Annotated in this window: 19 protein-coding genes; 14 read left to right on the top strand and 5 right to left on the bottom strand. The window is 62.5% G+C overall.

The window, feature by feature from the left end; translation table 11 throughout:
- Nucleotides 1-7: 7 nt before the first annotated feature.
- The 11 genes from murC (at nucleotide 8) to recN (ending at nucleotide 12,645) form a co-directional block, all read left to right on the top strand.
- Nucleotides 8-1,408, top strand: coding sequence for a UDP-N-acetylmuramate--L-alanine ligase (gene murC, locus RAZWK3B_RS10170; protein ID WP_037295623.1), 1,401 nt, complete (start codon nucleotides 8-10; stop codon nucleotides 1,406-1,408).
- 90 nt (nucleotides 1,409-1,498) lie between these two features.
- Nucleotides 1,499-2,686: an APC family permease gene (locus RAZWK3B_RS10175; RefSeq protein ID WP_007814792.1), complete on the top strand. Its 1,188-nt coding sequence runs from the start codon at nucleotides 1,499-1,501 to the stop codon at nucleotides 2,684-2,686.
- The gene (locus RAZWK3B_RS10180; protein ID WP_037295624.1) at nucleotides 2,686-2,937 is read left to right on the top strand and encodes a DUF2484 family protein; all 252 of its coding nucleotides are present in this window, start codon (nucleotides 2,686-2,688) and stop codon (nucleotides 2,935-2,937) included. Before RAZWK3B_RS10175 ends, RAZWK3B_RS10180 begins: the two co-directional genes overlap by 1 nt.
- Before the next feature lie 4 nt (nucleotides 2,938-2,941).
- The gene (gene murB, locus RAZWK3B_RS10185; RefSeq protein WP_007814797.1) at nucleotides 2,942-3,862 is read left to right on the top strand and encodes a UDP-N-acetylmuramate dehydrogenase; all 921 of its coding nucleotides are present in this window, start codon (nucleotides 2,942-2,944) and stop codon (nucleotides 3,860-3,862) included.
- A 105-nt stretch (nucleotides 3,863-3,967) separates the two neighbouring features.
- Nucleotides 3,968-4,846, top strand: a complete 879-nt coding sequence (locus RAZWK3B_RS10190) for a D-alanine--D-alanine ligase (protein ID WP_007814798.1) — start codon at nucleotides 3,968-3,970, stop codon at nucleotides 4,844-4,846.
- A complete protein-coding gene (locus tag RAZWK3B_RS10195) occupies nucleotides 4,834-5,700 on the top strand; it encodes a cell division protein FtsQ/DivIB (protein ID WP_007814800.1) in 867 nt (288 codons plus the stop codon). Before RAZWK3B_RS10190 ends, RAZWK3B_RS10195 begins: the two co-directional genes overlap by 13 nt.
- Nucleotides 5,701-5,704: 4 nt before the next feature.
- Nucleotides 5,705-7,039, top strand: a complete 1,335-nt coding sequence (ftsA, locus tag RAZWK3B_RS10200) for a cell division protein FtsA (RefSeq protein ID WP_007814802.1) — start codon at nucleotides 5,705-5,707, stop codon at nucleotides 7,037-7,039.
- A 183-nt stretch (nucleotides 7,040-7,222) separates the two neighbouring features.
- Entirely contained in the window at nucleotides 7,223-8,857 is a 1,635-nt protein-coding gene (gene ftsZ, locus RAZWK3B_RS10205; protein WP_007814804.1) for a cell division protein FtsZ, read from the top strand.
- Between the two features lie 221 nt (nucleotides 8,858-9,078).
- Nucleotides 9,079-9,999, top strand: a complete 921-nt coding sequence (gene lpxC / locus RAZWK3B_RS10210; protein WP_007814806.1) for a UDP-3-O-acyl-N-acetylglucosamine deacetylase — start codon at nucleotides 9,079-9,081, stop codon at nucleotides 9,997-9,999.
- A 108-nt stretch (nucleotides 10,000-10,107) separates the two neighbouring features.
- On the top strand, nucleotides 10,108-10,956 hold the full coding sequence (locus RAZWK3B_RS10215) for an outer membrane protein assembly factor BamD (RefSeq protein ID WP_007814808.1): 849 nt from the start codon (nucleotides 10,108-10,110) through the stop codon (nucleotides 10,954-10,956).
- Between the two features lie 39 nt (nucleotides 10,957-10,995).
- A complete protein-coding gene (recN, locus tag RAZWK3B_RS10220; RefSeq protein ID WP_007814810.1) occupies nucleotides 10,996-12,645 on the top strand; it encodes a DNA repair protein RecN in 1,650 nt (549 codons plus the stop codon).
- Between the two features lie 31 nt (nucleotides 12,646-12,676).
- On the opposite strand, the gene RAZWK3B_RS10225 is transcribed toward recN, so the two are convergent.
- On the bottom strand, nucleotides 12,677-14,053 hold the full coding sequence (locus RAZWK3B_RS10225) for an FAD-binding oxidoreductase (RefSeq protein ID WP_007814811.1): 1,377 nt from the start codon (nucleotides 14,051-14,053) through the stop codon (nucleotides 12,677-12,679).
- 85 nt (nucleotides 14,054-14,138) lie between these two features.
- On the opposite strand from RAZWK3B_RS10225, the gene RAZWK3B_RS10230 reads away from it, so the two are divergent.
- Nucleotides 14,139-15,827, top strand: coding sequence for a chloride channel protein (locus tag RAZWK3B_RS10230; RefSeq protein WP_007814812.1), 1,689 nt, complete (start codon nucleotides 14,139-14,141; stop codon nucleotides 15,825-15,827).
- Nucleotides 15,828-15,854: 27 nt separating this feature from the next.
- Here the strand turns inward: RAZWK3B_RS10230 and RAZWK3B_RS10235 are convergent, their stop codons facing one another.
- From RAZWK3B_RS10235 to cobS, 4 genes are all read right to left on the bottom strand, one after another.
- Nucleotides 15,855-16,196 (bottom strand): DUF427 domain-containing protein, encoded by a 342-nt coding sequence (locus RAZWK3B_RS10235; protein WP_037295625.1) that lies wholly within the window; start codon nucleotides 16,194-16,196, stop codon nucleotides 15,855-15,857.
- A gap of 62 nt (nucleotides 16,197-16,258) precedes the next feature.
- Nucleotides 16,259-18,061 (bottom strand): aminopeptidase P family protein, encoded by a 1,803-nt coding sequence (locus RAZWK3B_RS10240; protein WP_007814814.1) that lies wholly within the window; start codon nucleotides 18,059-18,061, stop codon nucleotides 16,259-16,261.
- A 148-nt stretch (nucleotides 18,062-18,209) separates the two neighbouring features.
- Nucleotides 18,210-20,087 (bottom strand): cobaltochelatase subunit CobT, encoded by a 1,878-nt coding sequence (cobT, locus tag RAZWK3B_RS10245; protein WP_007814815.1) that lies wholly within the window; start codon nucleotides 20,085-20,087, stop codon nucleotides 18,210-18,212.
- 107 nt (nucleotides 20,088-20,194) lie between these two features.
- Nucleotides 20,195-21,181, bottom strand: a complete 987-nt coding sequence (cobS, locus tag RAZWK3B_RS10250) for a cobaltochelatase subunit CobS (protein ID WP_007814816.1) — start codon at nucleotides 21,179-21,181, stop codon at nucleotides 20,195-20,197.
- Between the two features lie 146 nt (nucleotides 21,182-21,327).
- Between cobS and RAZWK3B_RS10255 the strand changes: the two genes are divergently transcribed.
- Nucleotides 21,328-21,870 (top strand): sigma-70 family RNA polymerase sigma factor, encoded by a 543-nt coding sequence (locus RAZWK3B_RS10255; protein WP_037295589.1) that lies wholly within the window; start codon nucleotides 21,328-21,330, stop codon nucleotides 21,868-21,870.
- Nucleotides 21,867-22,577 (top strand): anti-sigma factor, encoded by a 711-nt coding sequence (locus RAZWK3B_RS10260; protein WP_007814818.1) that lies wholly within the window; start codon nucleotides 21,867-21,869, stop codon nucleotides 22,575-22,577. The genes RAZWK3B_RS10255 and RAZWK3B_RS10260 overlap by 4 nt, the downstream gene beginning before the upstream one ends.
- Nucleotides 22,578-22,646 lie beyond the last annotated feature (69 nt).

The raw sequence follows: 22,646 nt of genomic DNA on the forward strand, positions 1-22,646 counted from the left end.
CAAGGTGATGAATGCGGCGACCAAGCTGCCGGGAGATGTGGGCCCGATACATTTCGTGGGCATCGGCGGCATCGGCATGTCCGGCATCGCCGAGGTGCTGCTGAACCACGGCTACACGGTACAGGGCTCGGATCTGAAATCCTCGCCGATCACCCGCAGGCTGGCGGAGATGGGGGCGCTGGTCTTTGAAGGGCAGCGGGCCGAAAATCTTGATGACGCGCAGGTTGTCGTGATCTCATCAGCAATCAAGCCGGGCAATCCCGAGCTGGACGAGGCGCGCAAGCGCGGGTTGCCGGTGGTGCGCCGCGCCGAGATGCTGGCCGAGCTGATGCGCCTGAAATCCAATGTGGCCGTGGCCGGAACCCATGGCAAGACCACCACCACCACGATGGTCGCGGCCCTTCTGGATCGCGGCAAATTTGATCCGACCGTGGTAAATGGTGGCATCATCCATGCCTATGGCAGCAATGCGCGCGTGGGGCAGGGCGAATGGATGGTGGTCGAGGCCGATGAAAGCGACGGCACGTTCAACCGCCTGCCGGCGACCATCGCCATCGTGACCAATATCGACCCCGAGCACATGGACCATTGGGGCACCGAGGAAAACCTGCATCGCGGCTTTTACGAGTTTGTCAGCAACATTCCCTTCTACGGGCTGGCGGTCTGCTGCACGGACGATCCCGATGTGCAGGCGCTGGTGGCCAAGCTGACCGACCGGCGCGTGGTCACCTATGGGTTCAACACGCAGGCCGATATTCGCGCGGTCAATCTGAGGTATGAAAAGGGCGTGGCGCATTTCGACGTGGCGCTGCAGGCCGAAGGTACGATGATCGAAGGCTGCACCTTGCCGATGCCGGGCGATCACAATGTCAGCAACGCGCTGTCGGCGGTGGCGGTGGCGCGGCATCTGGGCATGAAACGCTCGGAGATCCGTGAAGCGCTGGCGGCGTTCGGGGGCGTCAACCGGCGATTTACCAAGGTGGGCGAAGTGAACGGCGTGACCATCATCGACGATTACGGCCACCACCCGACCGAGATCGCCGCGGTTCTGAAGGCCGCCCGTCAGGCGTGCGACGGGCGTGTGATTGCCGTGCATCAGCCGCACAGATATTCCCGGCTGCACCATCATTTCGCCGAGTTCTGCACCTGTTTCAACGAAGCCGATGTCGTCGCTATCGCCGAGGTGTTTGCCGCAGGCGAGGATCCGATCGATGGCGCAACGCGCGACGATCTGGTTGCGGGGCTCATTCGGGCGGGTCATCGCCATGCTCGGGCGTTCAATGATCTGGATGATCTTGTGCGGTTGGTGCGCGAACAGGCGCGTCCCGGCGACATGGTCGTATGCTTGGGTGCAGGCACCATAAGCGCATGGGCCAACAGCCTGCCGGAGCGCATGCAGTCGGCTTGAGCCCGCTGGCGCCGCCGGCGTCATCGTGCTACCTGATGCGTGTTGGTCGTGTGTTCCGGGCCGGGTGGCGAATGGATCATGGGGGCTGCAATGGCAGAAGACCTCAAGCGACGTATTGGGCTTGGTCTGCTGACCGCTTACGGTGTGGGCGTCATGGTGGGCGCGGGCATCTATGTGCTGGTGGGCGCCGTTGCCGCCGAGGCGGGTATCTGGGCGCCACTTTCCTTTCTGATCGCGGGTCTCATCGCGGCGCCTTCGGCGCTGAGTTATGCCGAGTTCTCGACCCGTCTGCCGGAAGCGGCGGGCGAGGCGATTTTCGTGGCCAAGGGGCTGCGCCGCCCGTGGCTGGCCAATGTGGTTGGGCTTGCGGTGGTGGCGGCGGGAACGGTGTCAGCGGCGGCGGTGCTGCGCGGCGGCACGGGGTATCTCACATCGGTGGTCGATCTGCCTTTCAACGCGACGGCGGTGGTCATCGGTCTTTTGCTCGTCGGTGTGGCGATCGCGGGAGTTCTGGAAAGCTTGACCGTTGCAGCAGTGTTCACCGTGATTGAGGTGGCAGGCCTTGCGCTGGTTGTCTGGGCCGGAGCGAGTGGCGAGCCTGTTGCTGATTACAGCATGCCGCCGACCGTCGTGTGGTCGGGCGTGGCCTCGGCGGCGGTTCTGGCGTTTTTTGCGTTCATTGGCTTCGAGGATATCGTCAATATGGCCGAAGAGGTGCGAGATCCGACGCACACCATGCCGCGTGCGATCCTGTTGGCGCTGGTGATAACCAGCCTGCTATATATGCTGGTTTCGTGGGCTGCGGTGCGGGTTGTCCCGCTCGATAGGCTTGCGGGCAGCGAACAGCCGTTGGCACTGGTCTGGAGCCACGGGCAGGGCGGTGGGGCCGGTTTTCTGTCGATCATCGCGGTGGCGGCGGCTATGAACGGCATTCTCGCCCAGATCGTGATGGCCAGCAGGGTTCTGTTCGGTGTGGGCAAACGCACGACATGGCTTGCAGTTTTCCATCACGCGCATCCGCGCTTCGGCACGCCGGTTCTGGCGACCTCGTTGATCGGCGTATTGGTGATCGGCATGGCGGTGCTCTTGCCGATCGCGAACCTTGCCGAAGCGACATCGGCCATTCTTTTGTCCGTCTTCGTGCTGGTCAATGGCGCGCTGATCGCCGTCAAGAGGACCGATCCCCATGCGCCGTTTCGGGTGCCCATGGCGGTGCCGGTGTTGGGGCTTCTGGGGTCTCTGGCCGCGCTGGCCATCAGTTTCGGAGCGGGCGGATGATGAACCTGTCGCTGATCCTTGCCTGTCTGTGGGCAATCCTTGCCAATGTGCTGGCCATGATCCCGAGCCGGAACAATCACTGGCGACGGGCCGCGTTTCTGGTGGTGATCGGGGTTCCCCTTCTGGGCTACGTGACGTATCAGAACGGTCCATGGTGGGGGCTGGCGGTGCTGGCTGCGGGGATGAGCGTGCTGCGCTGGCCGATCATCTATCTGGGACGCTGGCTGCTGCGCTTTGTTAAGGTGAGATGACGCGATGCACATGCCTGAAACGCGAGGCAAGCTGACCGAAAACCGGTCATTGTCCGATCTGACCTGGCTGCGCGTTGGTGGTCCTGCCGACTGGTTGTTCCAGCCTGCCGATATCGACGACCTCGCCGGCTTCCTTGCCGCCCTTGACAGGGATGTTTCGGTTTTTCCGATGGGCGTCGGCAGCAACCTGATCGTGCGCGACGGCGGGTTGCGCGCCGTGGTGATCCGGCTTGGCCGGGGCTTCAATCAGATCGATATCGACGGATCCCGCGTCACGGCAGGGGCCGCGGCTCTGGATGCGCATGTCGCCCGCAAGGCCGCTCAAGCCGGGCTGGACCTGACCTTTTTGCGTACCATTCCGGGGTCCATCGGCGGGGCGGTGCGCATGAATGCGGGCTGCTATGGCACCTACACCGCCGATCGTTTCGTATCGGCCCGTGCCGTTTCCCGCGACGGCCAAATCGTCACGCTGCAGGCCGAGGACCTGAATTTCGGCTACCGCCACACCGATCTGCCGGATGGCTGGGTGCTTGTCGAGGCGACCTTCGAGGCGCCATCCGGCGATCCCGCCGCGCTTCAGGCGCGCATGGATGAGCAGCTGGCGAAACGCGATGCGACCCAGCCCACCAAGGACAGGACGGCGGGCAGCACGTTCCGCAATCCCTCGGGGCACTCGAGCACCGGGCGGGCAGATGACGTGCATGATTTCAAGGCCTGGAAGGTGATCGATGATGCCGGGATGCGTGGCGCCCGACGGGGCGGCGCGCAGATGAGCGAGATGCATTCCAACTTTCTCGTGAACACCGGAAATGCCACCGCTGCCGATCTCGAAGGTTTGGGCGAAGAGGTGCGAAAAAGGGTTTTCCAAAACAGCGGAATAGAGTTACATTGGGAAATCATGAGGGTGGGCGAAACTGCCCCATGACGCCAAGGCAGGCGAAACAAGAATAAGTGGATCGGCGAACGATCCGGGACTTTGAGGCACATGTTGGGACTTTCGAGCAGAAAATCCCCGACTGTAGCGGTGATAATGGGTGGCCCTTCGGCAGAGCGCGAGGTTTCTCTGTCGACAGGACATGAATGCGCCGCCGCATTGCGGGAAGCTGGATATCAGGTGGTCGAGGTGGATGCCGGGCCTGACCTGTATCTTCAGCTTTCCGAAGTCTCTCCCGATGTCGTGTTCAACGCCCTGCATGGTCGATGGGGTGAGGATGGCTGCGTGCAGGGGCTGCTGGAATGGATGGGGCTGCCCTATACGCATTCCGGGGTTCTGGCCTCGGCCTTGGCGATGGACAAGCAGAAGACCAAGGATATCTACCGCGCTGAGGAGCTTCCGGTGGTGCACAGCCTTCTGGCCCGGCGCGATGATGTGCGCCGCGCGCATGTCATGGCGCCGCCCTATGTGGTCAAGCCCAACAACGAAGGGTCGTCCGTGGGTGTCTATCTGGTCCAGGACGCCGCCAGTGCGCCGCCTGATCTGTCTGACGACATGCCCGAGCAGGTGATGGTCGAGGCCTTCGCGCCGGGGCGTGAACTCACCGCCACAGTGATGGGCGACAAGGCTTTGACGGTCACCGATATCCTGACCGATGGCTGGTACGATTATGATGCCAAATACACGCCCGGCGGCTCGCGTCACGTGGTGCCCGCCGATATTCCGGCCGATATATTCGATGCCTGCATGGACTATGCCCTGCGCGCCCACCGGGTGCTTGGGTGCCGTGGGCTGAGCCGTACGGATTTCCGCTGGGATGAGGCGCGTGGTCTTGACGGGCTCGTTCTGCTCGAAACCAACACCCAGCCGGGGATGACGCCGACCTCGCTCAGCCCCGAACAGGCCAAGGTCATGGGCATTTCCTTTCCCGACCTGTGCCGCTGGATGGTGGAGGATGCCTCATGCAACAGGTGATCCGACCCGATCCCGCGCCATCGCGCTGGTCTTACAGGCTTCAGCGCCTGATGCTGACGCCCGGATTGCGCCGACTCTTGCGCATCGGTGTGCCGGTGACCGTATTGGCCGCGGTGGCGTTTACCTATTTTTCGGACGAGACACGGCGCGAGGCGATCGCCTTGCAACTGGCCGATCTGCGCGATCAGATCGAAACGCGGCCTGAATTCATGGTTGACCTGCTCGCCGTCGAGGGCGCGAGCGAGAGCGTCGAGACGGATATCCGCGAGATTTTTCCCTATGATCTGCCGGCAAGTTCTTTCGATCTCGATCTGGAGCATGTCCGCGAGATGATCGAAGGACTGCCCGGCGTCGCTAAGGTGGATTTGCGGATCCGGCAGGGCGGCGTTCTCATGGCCGAGATCCTTGAGCGCCAGCCGGTCGTCCTGTGGCGCACCCGCGAAGGTCTTGGAGCCCTGGATATCGAGGGCATCGTGGTCAGTGAGCCGGCATTGCGTGCCGACCGGCCGGACCTTCCCTTGATTGTGGGCGAAGGTGCCGACAAACGGGTCGCCGAGGCGTTGGAGATCTTGCGCGCTGCAGCCCCGCTCGAGGCGCGCGTGCGCGGGCTGGTGCGCATGGGAGAGCGCCGGTGGGATCTGGTGCTGGACCGCGATCAGCGCATTCTACTGCCGGAAACCAACCCGGTGCAGGCCCTTGAACGCGTGCTGGTGCTGAATGACGTGCACGACATGTTGGCGCGCGATCTGGCGGCAGTGGACCTGCGGCTGTCGGGACGCCCGACGATCCGGATGACACCCCGCGCTGTCGAGGACTGGTGGCGCGTGACGAAAATGACAATCGGGACACAATAAAAAGATGATCGAGCTCTACGAAACCCAACGGGCGATGCGGAACATGCGAAAGGCGGCCATGCAGCGTGGCGTGGTCGCAGTTCTGGACGTGGGCACATCCAAGATCGCATGTCTGGTTTTGCGCTTTGACGGAACCGAGCGGTTGACCGAAAGCGACGGCATCGGCGCGATGGCAGGGCAGGCCGGCTTTCGGGTGATCGGTGCTGCAACGACCCGGTCTCGTGGCGTACGCTTTGGCGAGATCACCGCGATGGTCGAGACCGAGCGCGCGATCCGCACCGCCATTCAGGCGGCACAGAAGATGGCGAATATTCGTGTCGACCACGTGATCGCCTGTTTTTCTGGCGCAGGTCCGCGTTCTTACGGGCTGGCGGGGTCTGTCGATCTGGAGGGGCACACCGTCACCGAACAGGATATCGGTCGTGTGCTCAGCGCCTGTGATGTGCCCGATTACGGAGAAGGGCGTGAGGTCCTTCATGCCCAGCCGGTGAATTTCGCGCTGGATCATCGCTCGGGTCTGGCCGACCCGCGCGGTCAGATGGGTCAGACGCTGTCCACGGATATGCATATGCTGACGGTCGAGGGTGCGGCCATTCAGAACATCGCCCATTGTGTCAAACGCTGTGACCTTGAATTGGCGGGGCTGGCCAGCTCGGCCTATGTCAGTGGCATCTCGGCGCTGGTCGAGGACGAGCAGGAACTCGGGGCCGCCTGCATCGACCTGGGCGGTGGCACCGCCGGCGTGTCGATCTTCATCAAGAAACACATGATCTTCGCCGACAGTGTCCGCATGGGCGGCGATCACGTCACCGGCGATATCTCCATGGGTCTGCAGGTGCCGCAGGCCACCGCGGAACGGATCAAGACCTTTTATGGCGGCGTTGTCGCAACCGGCATGGATGACCGCGAAATGATCGAGATCGGCGGCGAGACCGGCGATTGGGAACATGATCGCCGCACCGTGAGCCGCGCCGAACTGATCGGCATCATGCGGCCTCGTGTCGAGGAAATCCTCGAGGAAGTGCGCGCACGCCTCGACGCCGCGGGGTTCGATCATCTGCCAAGCCAGCAGATCGTGTTGACAGGCGGCGGCAGCCAGATCCCGGGTCTAGATGGTCTGGCCAGCAAGATCCTTGGCCATCAGGTCCGGCTGGGTCGGCCCTTGCGGGTGCATGGCCTGCCGCAGGCCGCCACCGGGCCCGGCTTTTCCAGCGCCGTGGGCATGTGCCTTTTCGCAGCCAATCCTCAGGATGAATGGTGGGACTTTGAGATTCCCGTAGATCGCTACCCCGCCCGCTCTTTGAAGCGGGCTGTCAAATGGTTCAAGGACAACTGGTGAACGCAATATGTGGTCATATCGGCGAAATCCCGCGTGCAGGGGCAAAAATATGGGCATATTTTGTGTCATTTCGTTGTTTTTTGGGTGACGCAAGGGGCAACCATCGGTAAGAATGGTTGGGAATAGGCGGAAAAATGGCCTGTCTGGCAGAGGCAGGCGCAACAGCAGGCGGATGATAGAGCAATGACTTTGAACCTCACGATGCCAGGACAGGATCAGGAACTGAAACCCCGCATCACCGTGTTCGGTGTCGGTGGCGCCGGTGGTAACGCGGTCAACAACATGATCGAGAAGCAGCTGGACGGGGTTGACTTCGTTGTGGCCAACACCGACGCGCAGGCCTTGCAGCAGAGCAATGCCGAGCATCGCATCCAGCTTGGCGTGAAGGTGACCGAGGGGCTTGGCGCGGGCGCCAAGGCATCCGTCGGCGCCGCGGCTGCCGAAGAAAACATCGAGCAGATCGTCGACCATCTGGCTGGCGCGCATATGTGCTTCATCACTGCAGGCATGGGCGGCGGCACCGGCACAGGCGCCGCGCCGATCATCGCGCAGGCCGCACGCGAACTTGGCGTGTTGACCGTGGGTGTCGTGACCAAGCCGTTTCAATTCGAGGGCGCGAAGCGGATGCGCCAGGCCGAAGAAGGCGTGGAAGCGTTGCAGAAGATGGTCGACACCCTGATCATCATTCCCAACCAGAACCTGTTCCGTCTGGCCAATGAAAAGACCACCTTTACCGATGCCTTCTCGATGGCGGATGATGTTCTTTACCAAGGCGTCAAGGGTGTGACCGACCTGATGGTGCGGCCCGGCCTGATCAACCTCGATTTCGCCGATGTGCGCGCTGTTATGGACGAGATGGGTAAGGCGATGATGGGCACGGGCGAAGACTCGGGCGAGGATCGCGCGATTCAGGCTGCCGAGAAGGCCATCGCGAACCCGCTGCTCGACGAAATCAGCCTGCGGGGCGCGAAGGGCGTGCTTATCAACATCACGGGCGGTCATGATCTGACCTTGTTCGAGCTGGACGAAGCCGCGAACCGCATCCGCGAGGAAGTGGACCCGGATGCCAACATCATCGTGGGCTCTACCCTCGATACCAGCATGGAAGGCACGATGCGGGTCAGCGTTGTGGCGACCGGGATCGATGCGCAGTCCGACCGTATGGAGCCGCCGATGCCGCGCCGTTCGATGGCTGCGCCGCTGCGCCCGGCCGTGCATCAGGATCATGAAGAGGACATGGTCGGCGAATACGAGGAAACACCCGTCGCGGCACATCGTGCCGAGCCTGAACCCAGCCTGTTCCAGGATGATGATCTGGACGCGCAGCGTGCTGCCGCCGAAGAGCAGATGGAAGACATCTTCGAAGAGCAGACGGCCGCCCGGTTCGAAGACGATGATTTGCCGCCGCCGGCCTATGCACCGCGGGTCGAGGAGTTTGACCCCGCAGCGCATCACGCGCAAAGAGCATCTGAGCGGGAAGAGTTTGTTGCGCCTTCACCGACACGCCCGACACCGGGCACCCCTACGCCCGAGGCAATGGCCCGGCTGCAAGCTGCGGTGAGCAAAGCGCCGGAAGCGAGCGAGCGTCAGCAACAGCCTGCCGCCCCGCAAGAGCAGAGCCATGATCCGCGGCCGCGCTTTGGTATCAATTCGCTGATTAACCGGATGACCGGCCATGGCGAGGCCGATGCCACGCGCACAGCGCGCCAACAGCCGACAGTGCAGGCTCCGCAAACCCGGCAAGTCGCTCCTGAACCGCGCAGCGAAGACGACGAGCAGATCGAGATTCCAGCATTCCTGCGGCGTCAAGCCAACTGATCCGGCCAAAAAGTGAGAGAAAAGAGCTGCCATTTGGCGGCTCTTTTTGTTTTGAAATCAGCCATTTGCAGGTGTCGATTTTGATTTGGGCAAGAATTCGCCAACGCATCACGGAAGATGTTTCAACACGTTGCAAAGATTGAGTTGAGCCTTGGGTTTCCCGGATTTAAACCCCTTGTTAATCATCAAAGGCGTGGCCCGTCCACGACGTGAGGGACATCTTGCAGACAACGATCAAGACACCAGTTTCGTTCGAAGGCGTCGGCCTGCACTCCGGCAAGCCTGCTCGTGCGACGATCCTGCCCGCTGCCGCGGGGAACGGTATCGCCTTTCGCCGGAGCGACATGGTGCTGGATCACGCCATGATTCCTGCTCTTTGGAGCAACGTCCGTCAGTCGCCGCTCTGTACCTTGCTGGAAAATCGCTATGGCGCGACCGTATCGACGGTCGAACATATCATGGCAGCTTTGATCGGTTGCGGAATCCATAACGCCATTGTCGAAATCGACGGCCCGGAAATTCCGATCCTCGATGGAAGTTCTGCTGCTTTCGTTCGTGGCATCCTGTCGCGCGGCGTCCAGCATCTCGGTACGCCCGTCCGTGCCCTGAGGGTGCTCGAGACGGTCGAGGTGCGGCGCGGGCAGGCATGGGCGCGTTTGACGCCGCATGACAGCCTCATGATCGAGTTCGATATCGAGTTCGAGGATGCCGCCATCGGCAATCAGAAGAAAATCCTGAACATGTCAAATGGCAGTTTTGTGCGCGAGCTCAGCACGAGTCGCACCTTTTGCCGCAAGGCAGATGTGGACATGATGCGGTCGAACGGTCTGGCGCTTGGAGGAACACTTGAAAACGCGGTCGTCGTGGATGGCGCGCGCGTTCTCAGCCCGGGAGGCCTGCGTCACGACGACGAGGCTGTGCGCCATAAGATGCTCGACGCGGTCGGCGATCTTGGTCTGGCCGGCATGCCGATCCTTGGGCATTATCACGGCTTCCGCGCCGGTCACGCTTTGACGAACGATCTTCTGTGTGAACTCTTCTCCCGTCCTCGGAGCTTCGAGACGCTTCTGTGCGACGAGACCACAGCTGCGCGCTTGCCCGGAGTGGGCGTCCATTGGGGTGAAATTCCCGCAGTCGCCTGACGTTCAAAAAACGCCCAAAGACGTTTTGCACCGGAAATTTATGTGCTAGGACCAGACGAGATAGATAGGGTTTCGGTCCGAAATCGCGCAAGATAGGTGAGTTCCAGCATGACAATCGGCAAGTCCCGGGCAACACTGGTCGGTGCAATCGTCGTTGGCCTTGGTCTTGCAGGGTGCAGCGAGAATTCACGTGTCGAACGGGGCGAGGTCGATTTCGAGAACTACACCGCGGAACAGATATTCGAACGCGCGGAATACGATCTTTCGAGAAACGATCCCGACCTTGCGGCCGAGGTGTTCGGCGAGGTTGAGCGTCTTTATCCATACTCCGAATGGGCCAAGCGTGCGCTCATCATGCAGGCTTTCTCGTATCACCAGGCCGAAGACTACGAAAACAGCCGTGCCTCGGCGCAGCGGTTCATTGATTTCTACCCGACCGATGAAGACGCGGCCTATGCGCAGTACCTGCTTGCACTGAGCTATTATGATCAGATCGACGAGGTCGGGCGCGATCAGGGCCTTACGTTCCAGGCGTTGCAATCCCTGCGCGAAGTCATCGAACGGCATCCAGATAGCGAATATGCCCAGTCTTCGGTGCTCAAGTTTGACCTGGCCTTCGATCATCTGGCGGCCAAAGAGATGGAAATCGGTCGCTACTACCTGCGCGGGGATCATTTCTCGGCGGCGATCAATCGCTTCCGTGTCGTGGTCGAAGATTTCCAGACCACCAGTCACACGGCCGAGGCGCTCCACCGCTTGGTCGAGGCGTATCTGTCGCTTGGCCTCACGGACGAGGCGCGCACAGCCGGTGCGATCCTTGGCTACAATTTCCGCGGCACCCAATGGTACGAGGACAGCTACACGCTGCTGACGGGGCAGGGGCTGACGCTGGAAGCCGCCGGAGACAGCTGGCTGCGTCAGATCTATCGCCAGATGATTCAGGGCCGCTGGCTGTAATGCGGCGACGGAAATGCCGGCGTCACCGGGACATATTCAATGCTGCGCGCACTTGATATCCGCGACATTCTCATCATCGACCATCTGGAACTGGCCTTTCAGCCGGGGCTGAATGTTCTGACCGGCGAAACCGGTGCGGGAAAATCCATCCTGCTCGACTCGCTCGGGTTCGTTCTGGGCTGGCGCGGCAGGGCAGAACTGGTCCGCCAGGGCGCCGATCAGGGCGAGGTGGTGGCCGAATTCGATCTGCCCAAGGATCATCCAGCCCGCGCCGTTTTGCTGGATGCGGGCCTGCCTGAAGAGGATCAATTGATCCTGCGCCGGGTCAATACCAGTGACGGGCGCAAGACCGCCTGGGTCAATGATCGCCGATGTTCGGGCGAGGTGCTGCGCCGTCTTTCGGATACCTTGGTGGAGTTGCACGGCCAGCACGATGATCGCGGTCTTCTGGACCCCAAGGGACACCGTGCCTTGCTGGACGCTTTCGGCGCCTTGAACGACCTGAAATCGCGGACAAGGACCGCTTGGCGCGCTGTGGCCGAGGCGGGCAAGGTGCTGTCTCGCGCCGAGGCTGCCTTGCAGGAGGTGCGCACCGAAGAAGAGTTCCTGCGTCATGCGGTCACCGAGTTGGATACGCTTGATCCGCAACCTGGCGAGGATGACGCGCTCGATGCGCGCCGCCGCTTGATGCAACAGGCCGAGCGTATCCGGGAAGACATCCTGCGCGCTCAGGCGGCGCTTGGCTTCGAAGGGGCCGAGGGCGCCGCGGGGGACGCGTTGCGCTGGCTTGAGGGGGTCGCGGATCGCGCCGAAGGGCAATTGGACGAGCCGATTGCCGCGCTGAGCCGCGCCATGGTGGAGCTTGACGAGGCGGCGCAGGGCGTGACCCGCTGTCTTGACGGGTTGACCTTCAATCCGCTGGAACTCGAAGAAACCGAGGAACGTCTGTTCGCGATCCGCGCGCTTGCCCGCAAACATGGCGTGGCCCCTGATGATCTGGCGAGTTTCGCGGCTGAACTGCGCGGAAAGCTTGCGGCTTTGGATCAGGGAGATGCGGATATCGCCGCGTTGCGCGCAGCCCTTGCGCAGGCTCAGGCGGAGTATGACGCGACCGCCGATGCTCTGACCGCCGCGCGCAAAGAGGCCGCAGATCGTCTGGATCATGCGGTGACCGCAGAACTTGCGCCGCTCAAGATGGAACGTGCGGTCTTCTCGACCGAGATCACGCGCTCGGATCCCGGACCCGACGGGCGTGACAACGTGACATTCACGGTGGCAACCAATCCCGGTGCGCCTGCTGGTCCGCTCAACAAAATCGCCTCAGGTGGCGAACTCAGCCGGTTTCTTCTGGCTCTGAAAGTCTGTCTGACCGGAACCGACTCAGGGCTAACGATGATTTTCGACGAGATTGACCGTGGTGTCGGCGGGGCGACGGCGGATGCGGTGGGTCGGCGGCTTGCGCAACTGGCGGGTGGTGGACAGGTGCTGGTGGTCACGCACTCGCCGCAGGTGGCTGCCCGTGGCGCGCATCACTGGCGTGTCGAAAAGAAGGTTGTGCACGATATCACCTTGTCGACGGTCACACCTCTTTCGCAGTCCGACCGCGTGGACGAGATCGCCCGCATGTTGTCCGGTGACCGGATCACGGCAGAGGCGCGGGCCGCGGCCGAAGCCTTGATGGCAGGCTGATCGGTCGCCGCGCCTCCTCTGGCGCCGGGTGTCAGCTGTCAGGCGGGACCAGTTTGCCGGGGTTCATGATGCCTTTGGGATCAAGCGCCCGCTTTAGCGCACCCATCACGCACCAGGCCGCCCCATGTTCGCGCTCCATGTAGCCCAGTTTGCCGATGCCTATGCCGTGCTCGCCAGTGGCCGTGCCGCCAAGCGCCAGTGCACGCTCGACCATGCGCTCCGAGACGGCCATGGCCTTGCCGACCGCTTCAGTATCGGTGTCGTCGAAAAGCAGGATCGCATGGAAATTACCGTCTCCGACATGGCCCAGTATCGGGCCGGGTATGCCGGTGGCTTCAAGATCCGTGCGGGTCGTCTCGATCGCCTCGGCGAGCCGCGAAATCGGCACGCAAATGTCAGTGACCAAGGCCCGCATCCCAGGGCGACTGGCAAGGATCGCGTGATAGGCATTGTGCCGCATGGTCCAGAGCGCGGTGCGATCCTCGGGTCGTGTGGCCCAGTCAAAGCCCGTCCCGCGGTGCTCGGCGGCGATCAGTCCGAAGGTTTCTGCCTGTTCTGCCACGCCTGCATCCGAGCCGTGAAACTCCAGAAGAAGATGCGGCCGTTCAGGCAAGTCCATCCCGGCATAGGCATTCACGGCCGCGACACTGGCGGGATCCATCAGTTCGATCCGCGCCATCGGGATCCCCATCTGGATGGTCTCAATAACCGCCTGCACCGCATCGCCGACCGTCTCGAACCCGCAGACCGCGCTTGATATCGCCTCGGGTTGACCGTGCAGGCGCAACGTGACCTCGGTGATCAGACCTAGCGTACCTTCCGATCCCACGAATAGCCCCGTCAGGTCATAGCCCGAAGACGATTTGCGCGCGCGCGTGCCGGTGCGGATCACTTCGCCCGAAGCGGTCACCACCTCAAGCCCCAGAACATTGTCGCGCATCGTACCATAGCGCACCGCCGTCGTGCCGCTTGCACGGGTCGAAGTCATACCCCCGATCGAGGCATTGGCGCCGGGATCCACTGGAAAGAACAATCCCGTCGCGCGGAGGTCTTCATTCAGCGATTCGCGCGTCACCCCCGGCTGAACCGTCACGTCCATGTCTTCGGGATGCACGGCAAGGATGCGGTTCATCCGGCTGAAATCCACGCTTATACCTCCTTGAAAGGCCTGTGCCTGCCCTTCAAGAGAGGTACCGGTTCCCCATCCGATCACCGGGCATTCTGCCTTTGCGCAAGCCTTCACGATCCTTGTGACCTCTTCCGTGGTTTCAGGATAGGCGACCGCATTCGGTGGGCTGCAGGGAAAATGACTTTCGCTTCTGCCATGCAGGTTCAAATCGGACTTGGACCGGCTGAGCCGTTGGCCTAGAAACGTGGATATCTCGGCGATTGCTTCCTGCACGCCCATGACTGCCCTCCAGAACTGCGACAGGTTCAGGTTACGGTAAGCAAAGCGCAGGGAAAAGAGCGCTAGACCCGGCAAGTGGCAGGCAATGAACGACGGCGAACAGTCTATTTTCCGACAGAAGGCGACCGCCGCGCGCGGTGCTGTGCGCAGTGGCTGGGACGTGCTGCTGCATCGGGGGCCAAGCCAGTTCCAGTTCTGGCTGATCGCTCTTGCCATAGGGATCGCCGCCGGTTTTGCCGCGTTGTTGTTCCGCAAGGGGATCGCTGCGCTCCAAAACCTCGCCTATGGCTCCGATGATCCGGGCTATTTGCATTCACTGGCCGAAACCTTGCCTTGGTATTGGGTTTTGATCGTGCCGATCCTCGGCGGTCTGGTTGTCGGGATCATCCTGCATCTGTTCACCGATGATGCGCGGGTACGGTCGGTCTCGGATGTGATCGAGGGGGCCGCGCTCAACGATGGCCGGGTCGAGGGGCGTGAGGGTGTCGCCTCTGCCTTCGCGTCGCTGATCACGCTTGGTACGGGCGGGTCTTCCGGGCGCGAAGGACCGGTCGTGCATATGGCTGGCGTGATCTCGAGCTGGGTGAGCGATCGGATCAACGCCGATGGGATCACCGGCCGCGATCTTCTGGGATGTGCGGTTGCCGCTGCGGTCTCGGCGTCTTTCAACGCGCCGATTGCAGGCGCGCTTTTCGCGCTTGAGGTGGTGCTGCGCCATTTCGCGCTGCATGCCTTTGCCCCGATCGTGATTGCCAGCGTCGCGGGCACGGTCATCAACCGCCTTGAATTCGGCGACATCACGGAATTCGCCCTGCCCACGGTCAGTGTGCTGGAATTCTATGTCGAACTGCCCGCTTTCCTTATTTTGGGGCTTGTCTGCGGTGTTGTCGCCACGGTGATGATGCACTCGATCTTTTTTGCCGAAGACATGGCCAGTTACATGCAAAAGCGAATCCGCTTGCCGCGATGGCTCCGTCCGGCGGTGGCGGGCGGCTTGCTGGGGGTTCTGGCGATCTGGTTTCCGCATATCATCGGCGTCGGATACGAGACGACCTCTCTTGCCCTGACAGGCCAGCTTTTGCTGCATGAGGTGGTGATCTTCGCCATTCTCAAGGTGCTTGCGGTGTCGATCACGATCGGGGGGCGGATGGGCGGCGGAGTGTTCTCGCCATCGCTGATGGTGGGCGCTCTGACCGGGCTGGCCTTTGGGCTGATCGCCACGGGGCTGCTGCCTGAGGTGTCGGGCTCGGTCACACTTTATGCCTTGGCGGGAATGGGTGCTGTCGCAGCGGCGGTTCTGGGAGCGCCGATTTCGACCACGCTGATCGTGTTCGAACTCACAGGCGACTGGCAGACAGGCCTTGCGGTGATGGTTGCGGTGTCGATGTCGACAGCGCTTGGCGCCAAGCTGGTGAAGCGGTCATTCTTCCTGACGCAGCTTGAGCGGCGCGGGCGTCGGCTGGCCGCTGGACCGCAAAGCTATCTTCTGGCGATGTTCCGCGTCGAACGGTTGATGCGCAAGTCTGACCACGAACGCCCGGCCCGCGAGGAAAAATGCTGGGAGCTGATCGAGCAGGGGCTCTATGTCGACGGCAACGCCACGCTCGAGGCGGCGATGCCGGTCTTTGACCGAACGGGGGTTCCGTTTCTTCCTGTCGTCATGCTCAAGGGCGAGGGACAGCCGCCCGAATTGCTGGGCGCGCTGTTCCATGTCGATGCTCTCAAGATGTACAACAGGGCGCTGGCGGCGGTGTCCGAAGAAGAACACAGCTAGCGCGCCCAGGCTGCGCTCTAACCCGTGTCAGACCCGCTCGACCGTGACGGCATCGCTGCTGTAGAACGCCAGATGGTCCTTGATCCGGGCGACATCGTCCTTGGGCTCCGGGTAACTCCAGGCCGCGTTTTCAAGCGTCTGGCTTTTCGTCACGATGGAATAGTAATGCGCCTCGCCCTTTTTGGGGCAGGTCGTCCGGTGATCGGTTTCATCGAGAAAGGCCATGGCGATATCGTCGCGCGGAAAATAGATCACGTACGGATACCCGTCTTCGACGAGTTCCAGTGCGTTCTTGCTTTCTGCAAGAACCGCTCCGCCTGCACGAACTGTCCATGTGCCTTCGGCCTTGCGTATGGTGATATCAGCCATCATCGTCCCTTTCTTGTTTTTCTTTACGTCCTCAAGTGCCGTCGCTTTGTTACAGCAATGTGTCACAGGGGATCGGTTGCCTGGCGCAACCATAATTCAGCTGGCCCCGACATCCGAGGCCCGATTTTTTCCCGACATTCAGCATGATAGGCATTGAGCCAGTCGCGCTCGGGACCTGTCAGCATCTCCAGCACGATCAGCCGGCGGTCGATGGGAACGAAACTCAGCGTCTCGAAACACAGCTTGCCGCTGGCGTCGCCGCCGGGCAGGGTCTGCGCCTCGGTGACGACGAGCAGATTTTCGATACGGATGCCGAAAGCGCCCTCGCGGTAATATCCGGGCTCGTTTGACAGGATCATCCCCGGCTCCAGCGTGACCTCGCCGCTTTTCGACAGGCGCTGCGGGCCTTCGTGAACGCACAGATGCACGCCCACGCCATGCCCTGTCCCGTGGCCGTAATCCTGATCGGCAAGCCATAGCGGATGCCGCGCAATCGCATCCAGATCGCGCCCCGACAGACCGCGCGGCCAACGGGTGCGGCTCATCGCGATCATCCCCTGCAGAACCCGTGTGAAGGCCGCGCGCTCGTCCGGGCCGGGTTGGCCCACGGGCAGGGTGCGCGTGATGTCGGTGGTGCCATCCAGATATTGCCCGCCGCTGTCGAGCACCAGCAGGTCTCCATCGGTCAGCACCCGGTTTGTCTTGCGTGTCACCCGGTAATGCGCCAGAGCGCCGTTCGGGCCGCTTCCGGCGATGGTGTCGAAGCTGATATCCAGAAGCTTGCCAGTCGCCCGGCGGCAGGCTTCAAGCTCGGTGACAACGTCGATTTCGGTGAGCGTGCCGGGGGGCTGATCGTCAAACCAGGCAAGAAACGCACACACCGCAGCCCCATCGTGCAGATGCGCTTCGCTTGTGGCGGCGATCTCGGCCCGGCTCTTGCAGGCTTTGGGCAGGATGCAGGGATCATCCCCCCAGACATGCGCGACATTCGCTTCGTCCAGTTGGCTGGCGACCCAGACAGGCACGCTGCCCTTATCCAGACGCACAGGGCCGCCAAGACTGCGCAACCCCGGGGCGAAGGCGCTAGGCGGGCGGATGGTGACATCCTCTCCCAGATGCTCTCGTACGGCCTCGTCCAGTTTGCCTGCCTCGACAAAGAGCGTCAGATGCGCGTCCGAATGCAGCACGGCAAAGGCATGGGGAACCGGATTGCGGGGAATGTCGCTGCCGCGGATATTGAGCAGCCACGCGATCGAGTCGGGTAGGGTGATCACCGCGCATGTATGTCCCGCATTGCGCAGGGCCGCAGCCACACGGCGCCGCTTGTCACTATGCGACTCGCCCGCCAGATCCTCGGGATAGACGCGGATCGCCCCGCAGGGGGGCTCGGGTTGATCGGCCCGGACCCGGTCGATCAGGTTGCGGGTCGGCTTGAGGCTGATGGCGGTGCCGCTCAGCTCTTTCTCCGCCGCCTCGATCTGCGTCGGTGTGTAAAGCCAAGGATCAAAACCGATGACGCCGCCATTCGGCAGGTGCCGCTTGAGCCAGTCGGTCAGCTTCACCTCGGGCCAGTCCACCGGGGTGAAATGCGCGCCGTCCACTTGCGCGCGGACCTGCGTGCGATACCGGCCATCCACGAACACACCCGCGCGCTCGGCGAGAACGGCACAGAAGCCTGCCGATCCGGTGAATCCCGTGAGCCATGCCAATCGATTGTCGCAGTCCGCGACATACTCGCCCTGATGCGCATCGGCGCGCGGCACCAGAAACCCCGAAAGACCCTCGGCAGCGATGGCGTCGCGCAACAGGGCAAGCCGGGATTGCCCCTGATCCGGAGACGCGGTGTCATCGAAGGACTGGAACATGGCAATCTCCTTTGGGCGAGCGCGGCTCGTAAGTGCTAGAGAACCGCGCCGCGAAGATCAATCTCCCAACGGTCGGACAATAAAACAAGGGGGCAGGGCAGAGCACGCCGTCATGGTGCAAAGACCAAAAGCCGCAAAACGACCGAGCTCAGCCTGCCTTGCGGATTCCCATGATCCTTGCGCGGGCGCGCGGATCGGGATCGAACAGGGCAGCCAACTGCTCGGTCATCGCACCGGCCAGCTGATCGACATCGGTGATGGTCACCGCGCGGTCGTAATAGCGCGTCACGTCATGGCCGATACCGATGGCCAGCAATTCGACCGCCTTGCGCCGCTCGATCATCGCGATCACGTCGCGCAGGTGCTTTTCAAGGTAATTCGCGGGGTTCACCGAAAGGGTGCTGTCATCGACCGGGGCGCCGTCCGAGATCACCATCATGATCTTGCGCGCCTCCTTGCGGCCAGCCAGCCGCCGATGTGCCCATTCCAGCGCTTCACCGTCGATGTTTTCCTTGAGCAGCCCCTCTTTCATCATCAGGCCCAGATTGTCCCGAGTGCGCCGCATCGGCGCATCGGCGGATTTGTAGATGATGTGGCGCAGATCGTTGAGCCGCCCGGGAACCTGCCGGCGCCCCTCGTTCAGCCATGCCCCGCGGCTTTGACCTCCCTTCCAGGCGCGGGTTGTGAAGCCCAGGATCTCAACCTTGACGCTGCATCTTTCCAGCGTGCGGGCCAGAACATCGGCGCAGATCGCGGCAATCGAGATCGGTCGCCCGCGCATAGACCCGGAATTGTCCAGAAGCAGCGTCACCACCGTGTCGCGGAACTCCATGTCCTTCTCGACCTTGAAGCTCAGAGGGGTGGTCGGGTTGGCCACCACGCGCGCCAGACGGCCTGCATCGAGGATCCCTTCCTCGCGGTCGAATTCCCAACTGCGGCTTTGTTGGGCCTGCAGGCGGCGTTGCAGCTTGTTGGCCAGCCGACTTACCGCGCCTTTCAGCGGATCGAGCTGCTGATCGAGATAGGCGCGCAAGCGTTCAAGTTCGACGGGTTCGGCCAGATCCTCGGCGCGGATTTCCTCGTCATATTCGGTGGAATAGACGGTGTAATTCGGGTCCGCATCCGAAACCGGGGCAGGGGCGGGCGGCTCCATCGGGGCCTCGCCTTCAGGCAATTCGGTCTCTTCGCCCATGTCCTCATCGGCCATGTCGTCCATGCTGACCTGGGCTTGCGCGTCGTCCTGCTGCTGCTCCTGACTTTGCTCGGGGTTGGCCTCGGCGTCGCTTTCGTCGCTCTCGTCCTGACCCGAGCTGTCGGGCTGCTCGTCTTCCTCGGCGGTCTGTTCGGCCTCGTCGTCCTGATCGTCATCGGGGGCGTCGGGATCGTCGCCCAACTGGTCGCCATATCCCAGATCCTCGATCACCTTGCGGGCAAAGCGTGCGAACTCGGTCTGGTCCGCCAGCGTCTTTTCCAGATTTTCCAGAGTGCCGCCGGCCTGTTGCTCGATGAAATCGCGCCACAGGTTCATGACATTCTGCGCGGCGGGCGGCAGATCGCGCCCGGTCGCCAGATGCCGCACAAGATAGCCCGCAGCCGTGGCCAGCGGCGCATCGGCAGGGGTGGTGATCCCGCCATAGCCCAGCCTGTCGGCCTCGGCACCGATCTTGGCGTCGATATTGCCTGCCGTGCCGGGCATGTGACGCGCGCCGATCGCCTCGCAGCGGGCGGTTTCCATGGCTTCATAAAGATCGCGCGCCATCTCGCCCGCCGGAGTATAACGCGCATGCGTGGCGGCATCGTGATATCTGTGCCGCAGTGCAAGGGCATCGGCGGTGCCGCGCGCCTGCAGAACCTCGTCGCGTGTCATGCGGCGGCTGATCTGGGGCAAGCGCAGGGAATCGCCCGACAGTCCGGCAGGATCGACCGAATAGCTGACGTTCAGATCGGAATCGTCGGCCATCACCTTGGTCGCTTGGGCCAACGCCTTCTTGAACGGATCGGCCGGATTGTCGGTTTTCTGCGCCATGCGCGTTCACTCTCCTCGGCGGACTGCAGCGGGGGCGATGGGGCTCCCGTCGCCCAGCCCGTCAGTTCCTGATGCGCCCGTGGCGCCTGACATGCCCGTGGTCAGTCTTACCCAAGGCTCATGCTGGCAGCGCTTTCGGGCAGTTCCTCGTCAAAGCAGCGCTGATAGAACTCGGCCACCGTCTGCCGCTCCAGCTCGTCACATTTGTTGAGGAAGGTCAGCCGGAACGCATAGCCCACATCGCGGAAGATCGTGGCGTTCTGCGCCCATGCGATCACCGTGCGCGGGCTCATCACCGTGGACAGCTCGCCATTCATGAAGGCGGTGCGGCTCAGATCAGCGACCGTCACCATCTGGCTGATGGTCTTGCGTCCGGCGGCGGTGTTGTAGACCGGGTTCTTGGCCAGCACGATGTTGGTTTCCGCGTCATGGCTGAGATAATTGAGCGTCGCGACAAGGCTCCAGCGGTCCATCTGACCCTGGTTGATCTGCTGGGTGCCGTGATAAAGCCCAGTCGTGTCGCCCAGACCAACCGTGTTGGCCGTGGCGAAAAGGCGGAAATACGGGTTGGGCGAGATCACCTCGTTCTGGTCCAGCAGCGTCAGCTTGCCATCGGCCTCCAGCACGCGCTGGATCACGAACATCACGTCGGCCCGGCCCGCATCGTATTCGTCGAACACGATAGCCGTCGGATTGCGCAGCGCCCAAGGCAGGATGCCTTCGTGGAACTCGGTCACCTGCTTGCCATCGCGCAGCTTGATCGCATCCTTGCCGATCAGGTCGATCCGGCTGATATGACTGTCGAGATTGACGCGCACGCAGGGCCAGTTCAAGCGGCTCGCCACCTGTTCGATATGTGTGGATTTGCCCGTGCCGTGATAGCCTTGCACCATGACGCGGCGGTTATGGCTGAACCCGGCAAGGATCGCCAGTGTCGTGTCGGGATCGAACTTGTAGGTGCTGTCATTCTCGGGCACGCGCTCGGTGCGCTCGGGAAAGCCTTTTACAATCATGTCCGTGTCGATGCCGAAAACTTCGCGCACCGAGATTTCCTCGGTCGGTTTCGCGTTTACATCGATGCTGCCGTCAGCCATTCGCGCAGTCCTTCAATCGGGTATCCTGAGTTTGATTTCCGTGGTGCAACATATTGCGTCCGAGAGCAAGGGGAAGGGCGGGAATTGCATGGTGCCGGACGCAAACGTCTCTGGACACCTCCTGTGGCTGCAATAGAACAGCAAGAATGGCGAGTCGTAACGACATCGAAAACTGGCTGGCTCGATGCGCCATGGGCGACAGGCGGGCATTCGCGGCGCTCTATCAGGCGACATCGGCGAAACTTTTCGGCATTTGCCTGCGTGTCTTGCAAGACCGCTCCGAGGCCGAGGATGTGCTGCAGGACGTTTACGTGAAGATCTGGCGCAATGCCGGGAAGTATCAGGTGAACGGTCTGAGCCCGATGACATGGCTGATCACCATTGCCCGTAATGCGTCTATAGATCGTTTGCGCCGCCGGCGCGCGATGTCCGGCGACAGCGACGGCGCGGATCTGCAAGCCGATCCAGCGCCCGGCCCCGAAGCGCGCGCCATGGCCGCCTCGGACAGTGCGCGTCTGACCGGATGCCTTGGGGAATTGGACGAAAGACATGCGCAGGCGGTAAAAGGCGCCTATCTTGACGGCGAGACCTATGCCGATCTTGCGGCACGGTTCGACGTGCCGTTGAACACGATGCGGACATGGCTGCGGCGCAGCCTGCTTAAACTGAGGGAGTGCCTCTCGCGATGAGCGACGCGTTGCCGGAACGCGATGCCGACAAGGCCCTGGCGGGGGAATATGCCCTTGGCCTTCTGCCGCCCGACGAGGCGGTGGCTTTCGAGGCGCGTCTCGCATCCGAGCCCCAGTTGCGCGCACTTTATGCCGACTGGGCCGAGGATCTGGCCCGGCTGACCGACCGGATCGACCCAGTGGCCCCCCCGCCTCAGATTTGGGCCGGGACCGAAGAGCGGCTTTTCGGATCGCGCGGCCGAGTGCGCCCCTCTGCCGCTTGGTCGGGCGGGTGGCTCGGAACCCTGATGGGCGGCATCACCGCCACTGTCCTTGTGCTTGCGCTGATCGTCGGTGCGGACCTGATGCAGCGCGGGCCGTCTGGCCCCTCTGATCCGGCCTATGTCGCGGAACTTGTGTCCGAAGATCGCAACCTGATCCTCTTTGCCGCCTATGACGCGCAGCAGGGCACGCTATTTGTCGAGCGCCAAAGCGGCGCCCCTGCGCAGGATCGTGCCCTTGAGCTTTGGCTGATCGCAGGCTCCGATGCGCCGGTCTCCCTTGGGGTGTTGCCCGACGCGCGCGCCGGAGTAATCGATATCCCCGAGGCTCTGCGCCCCCGGCTCGAGGGAGCTGCACTGGCGGTATCCGACGAACCCGAAGGCGGCTCGCCCACGGGCGCACCGACCGGTGCGGTGCTGGCCGTGGCACAGATCACGAACACGTGAGACCGATTTCTGAAACTTCCTGATGCGCCCTGCGTGACTTCGGGGTCTGCGGGCACTTGCGCCCGGGAT

This window comes from Roseobacter sp. AzwK-3b, from assembly GCF_000170875.1.
Taxonomy (GTDB): Bacteria; Pseudomonadota; Alphaproteobacteria; order Rhodobacterales; family Rhodobacteraceae; genus Roseovarius; species Roseovarius litoreus.

Excerpts from the sequence above, each read along its gene's own strand:
- recN (WP_007814810.1), top strand. The coding sequence starts at position 10,996 with ATGCTGCGCGCACTTGATATCCGCGACATTCTCATCATCGACCATCTG.
- murC (WP_037295623.1), top strand. The coding sequence starts at position 8 with ATGAATGCGGCGACCAAGCTGCCGGGAGATGTGGGCCCGATACATTTC.
- RAZWK3B_RS10195 (WP_007814800.1), top strand. The coding sequence starts at position 4,834 with ATGCAACAGGTGATCCGACCCGATCCCGCGCCATCGCGCTGGTCTTAC.
- cobS (WP_007814816.1), bottom strand. The coding sequence starts at position 21,181 with ATGGCTGACGGCAGCATCGATGTAAACGCGAAACCGACCGAGGAAATC.
- ftsA (WP_007814802.1), top strand. The coding sequence starts at position 5,705 with ATGATCGAGCTCTACGAAACCCAACGGGCGATGCGGAACATGCGAAAG.
- RAZWK3B_RS10180 (WP_037295624.1), top strand. The coding sequence starts at position 2,686 with ATGAACCTGTCGCTGATCCTTGCCTGTCTGTGGGCAATCCTTGCCAAT.
- RAZWK3B_RS10190 (WP_007814798.1), top strand. The coding sequence starts at position 3,968 with ATGGGTGGCCCTTCGGCAGAGCGCGAGGTTTCTCTGTCGACAGGACAT.
- RAZWK3B_RS10235 (WP_037295625.1), bottom strand. The coding sequence starts at position 16,196 with ATGGCTGATATCACCATACGCAAGGCCGAAGGCACATGGACAGTTCGT.
- RAZWK3B_RS10255 (WP_037295589.1), top strand. The coding sequence starts at position 21,328 with ATGGCGAGTCGTAACGACATCGAAAACTGGCTGGCTCGATGCGCCATG.
- RAZWK3B_RS10225 (WP_007814811.1), bottom strand. The coding sequence starts at position 14,053 with ATGGGCGTGCAGGAAGCAATCGCCGAGATATCCACGTTTCTAGGCCAA.
- RAZWK3B_RS10215 (WP_007814808.1), top strand. The coding sequence starts at position 10,108 with ATGACAATCGGCAAGTCCCGGGCAACACTGGTCGGTGCAATCGTCGTT.
- RAZWK3B_RS10240 (WP_007814814.1), bottom strand. The coding sequence starts at position 18,061 with ATGTTCCAGTCCTTCGATGACACCGCGTCTCCGGATCAGGGGCAATCC.
- RAZWK3B_RS10230 (WP_007814812.1), top strand. The coding sequence starts at position 14,139 with ATGAACGACGGCGAACAGTCTATTTTCCGACAGAAGGCGACCGCCGCG.
- cobT (WP_007814815.1), bottom strand. The coding sequence starts at position 20,087 with ATGGCGCAGAAAACCGACAATCCGGCCGATCCGTTCAAGAAGGCGTTG.
- RAZWK3B_RS10260 (WP_007814818.1), top strand. The coding sequence starts at position 21,867 with ATGAGCGACGCGTTGCCGGAACGCGATGCCGACAAGGCCCTGGCGGGG.
- murB (WP_007814797.1), top strand. The coding sequence starts at position 2,942 with ATGCACATGCCTGAAACGCGAGGCAAGCTGACCGAAAACCGGTCATTG.
- ftsZ (WP_007814804.1), top strand. The coding sequence starts at position 7,223 with ATGACTTTGAACCTCACGATGCCAGGACAGGATCAGGAACTGAAACCC.
- RAZWK3B_RS10175 (WP_007814792.1), top strand. The coding sequence starts at position 1,499 with ATGGCAGAAGACCTCAAGCGACGTATTGGGCTTGGTCTGCTGACCGCT.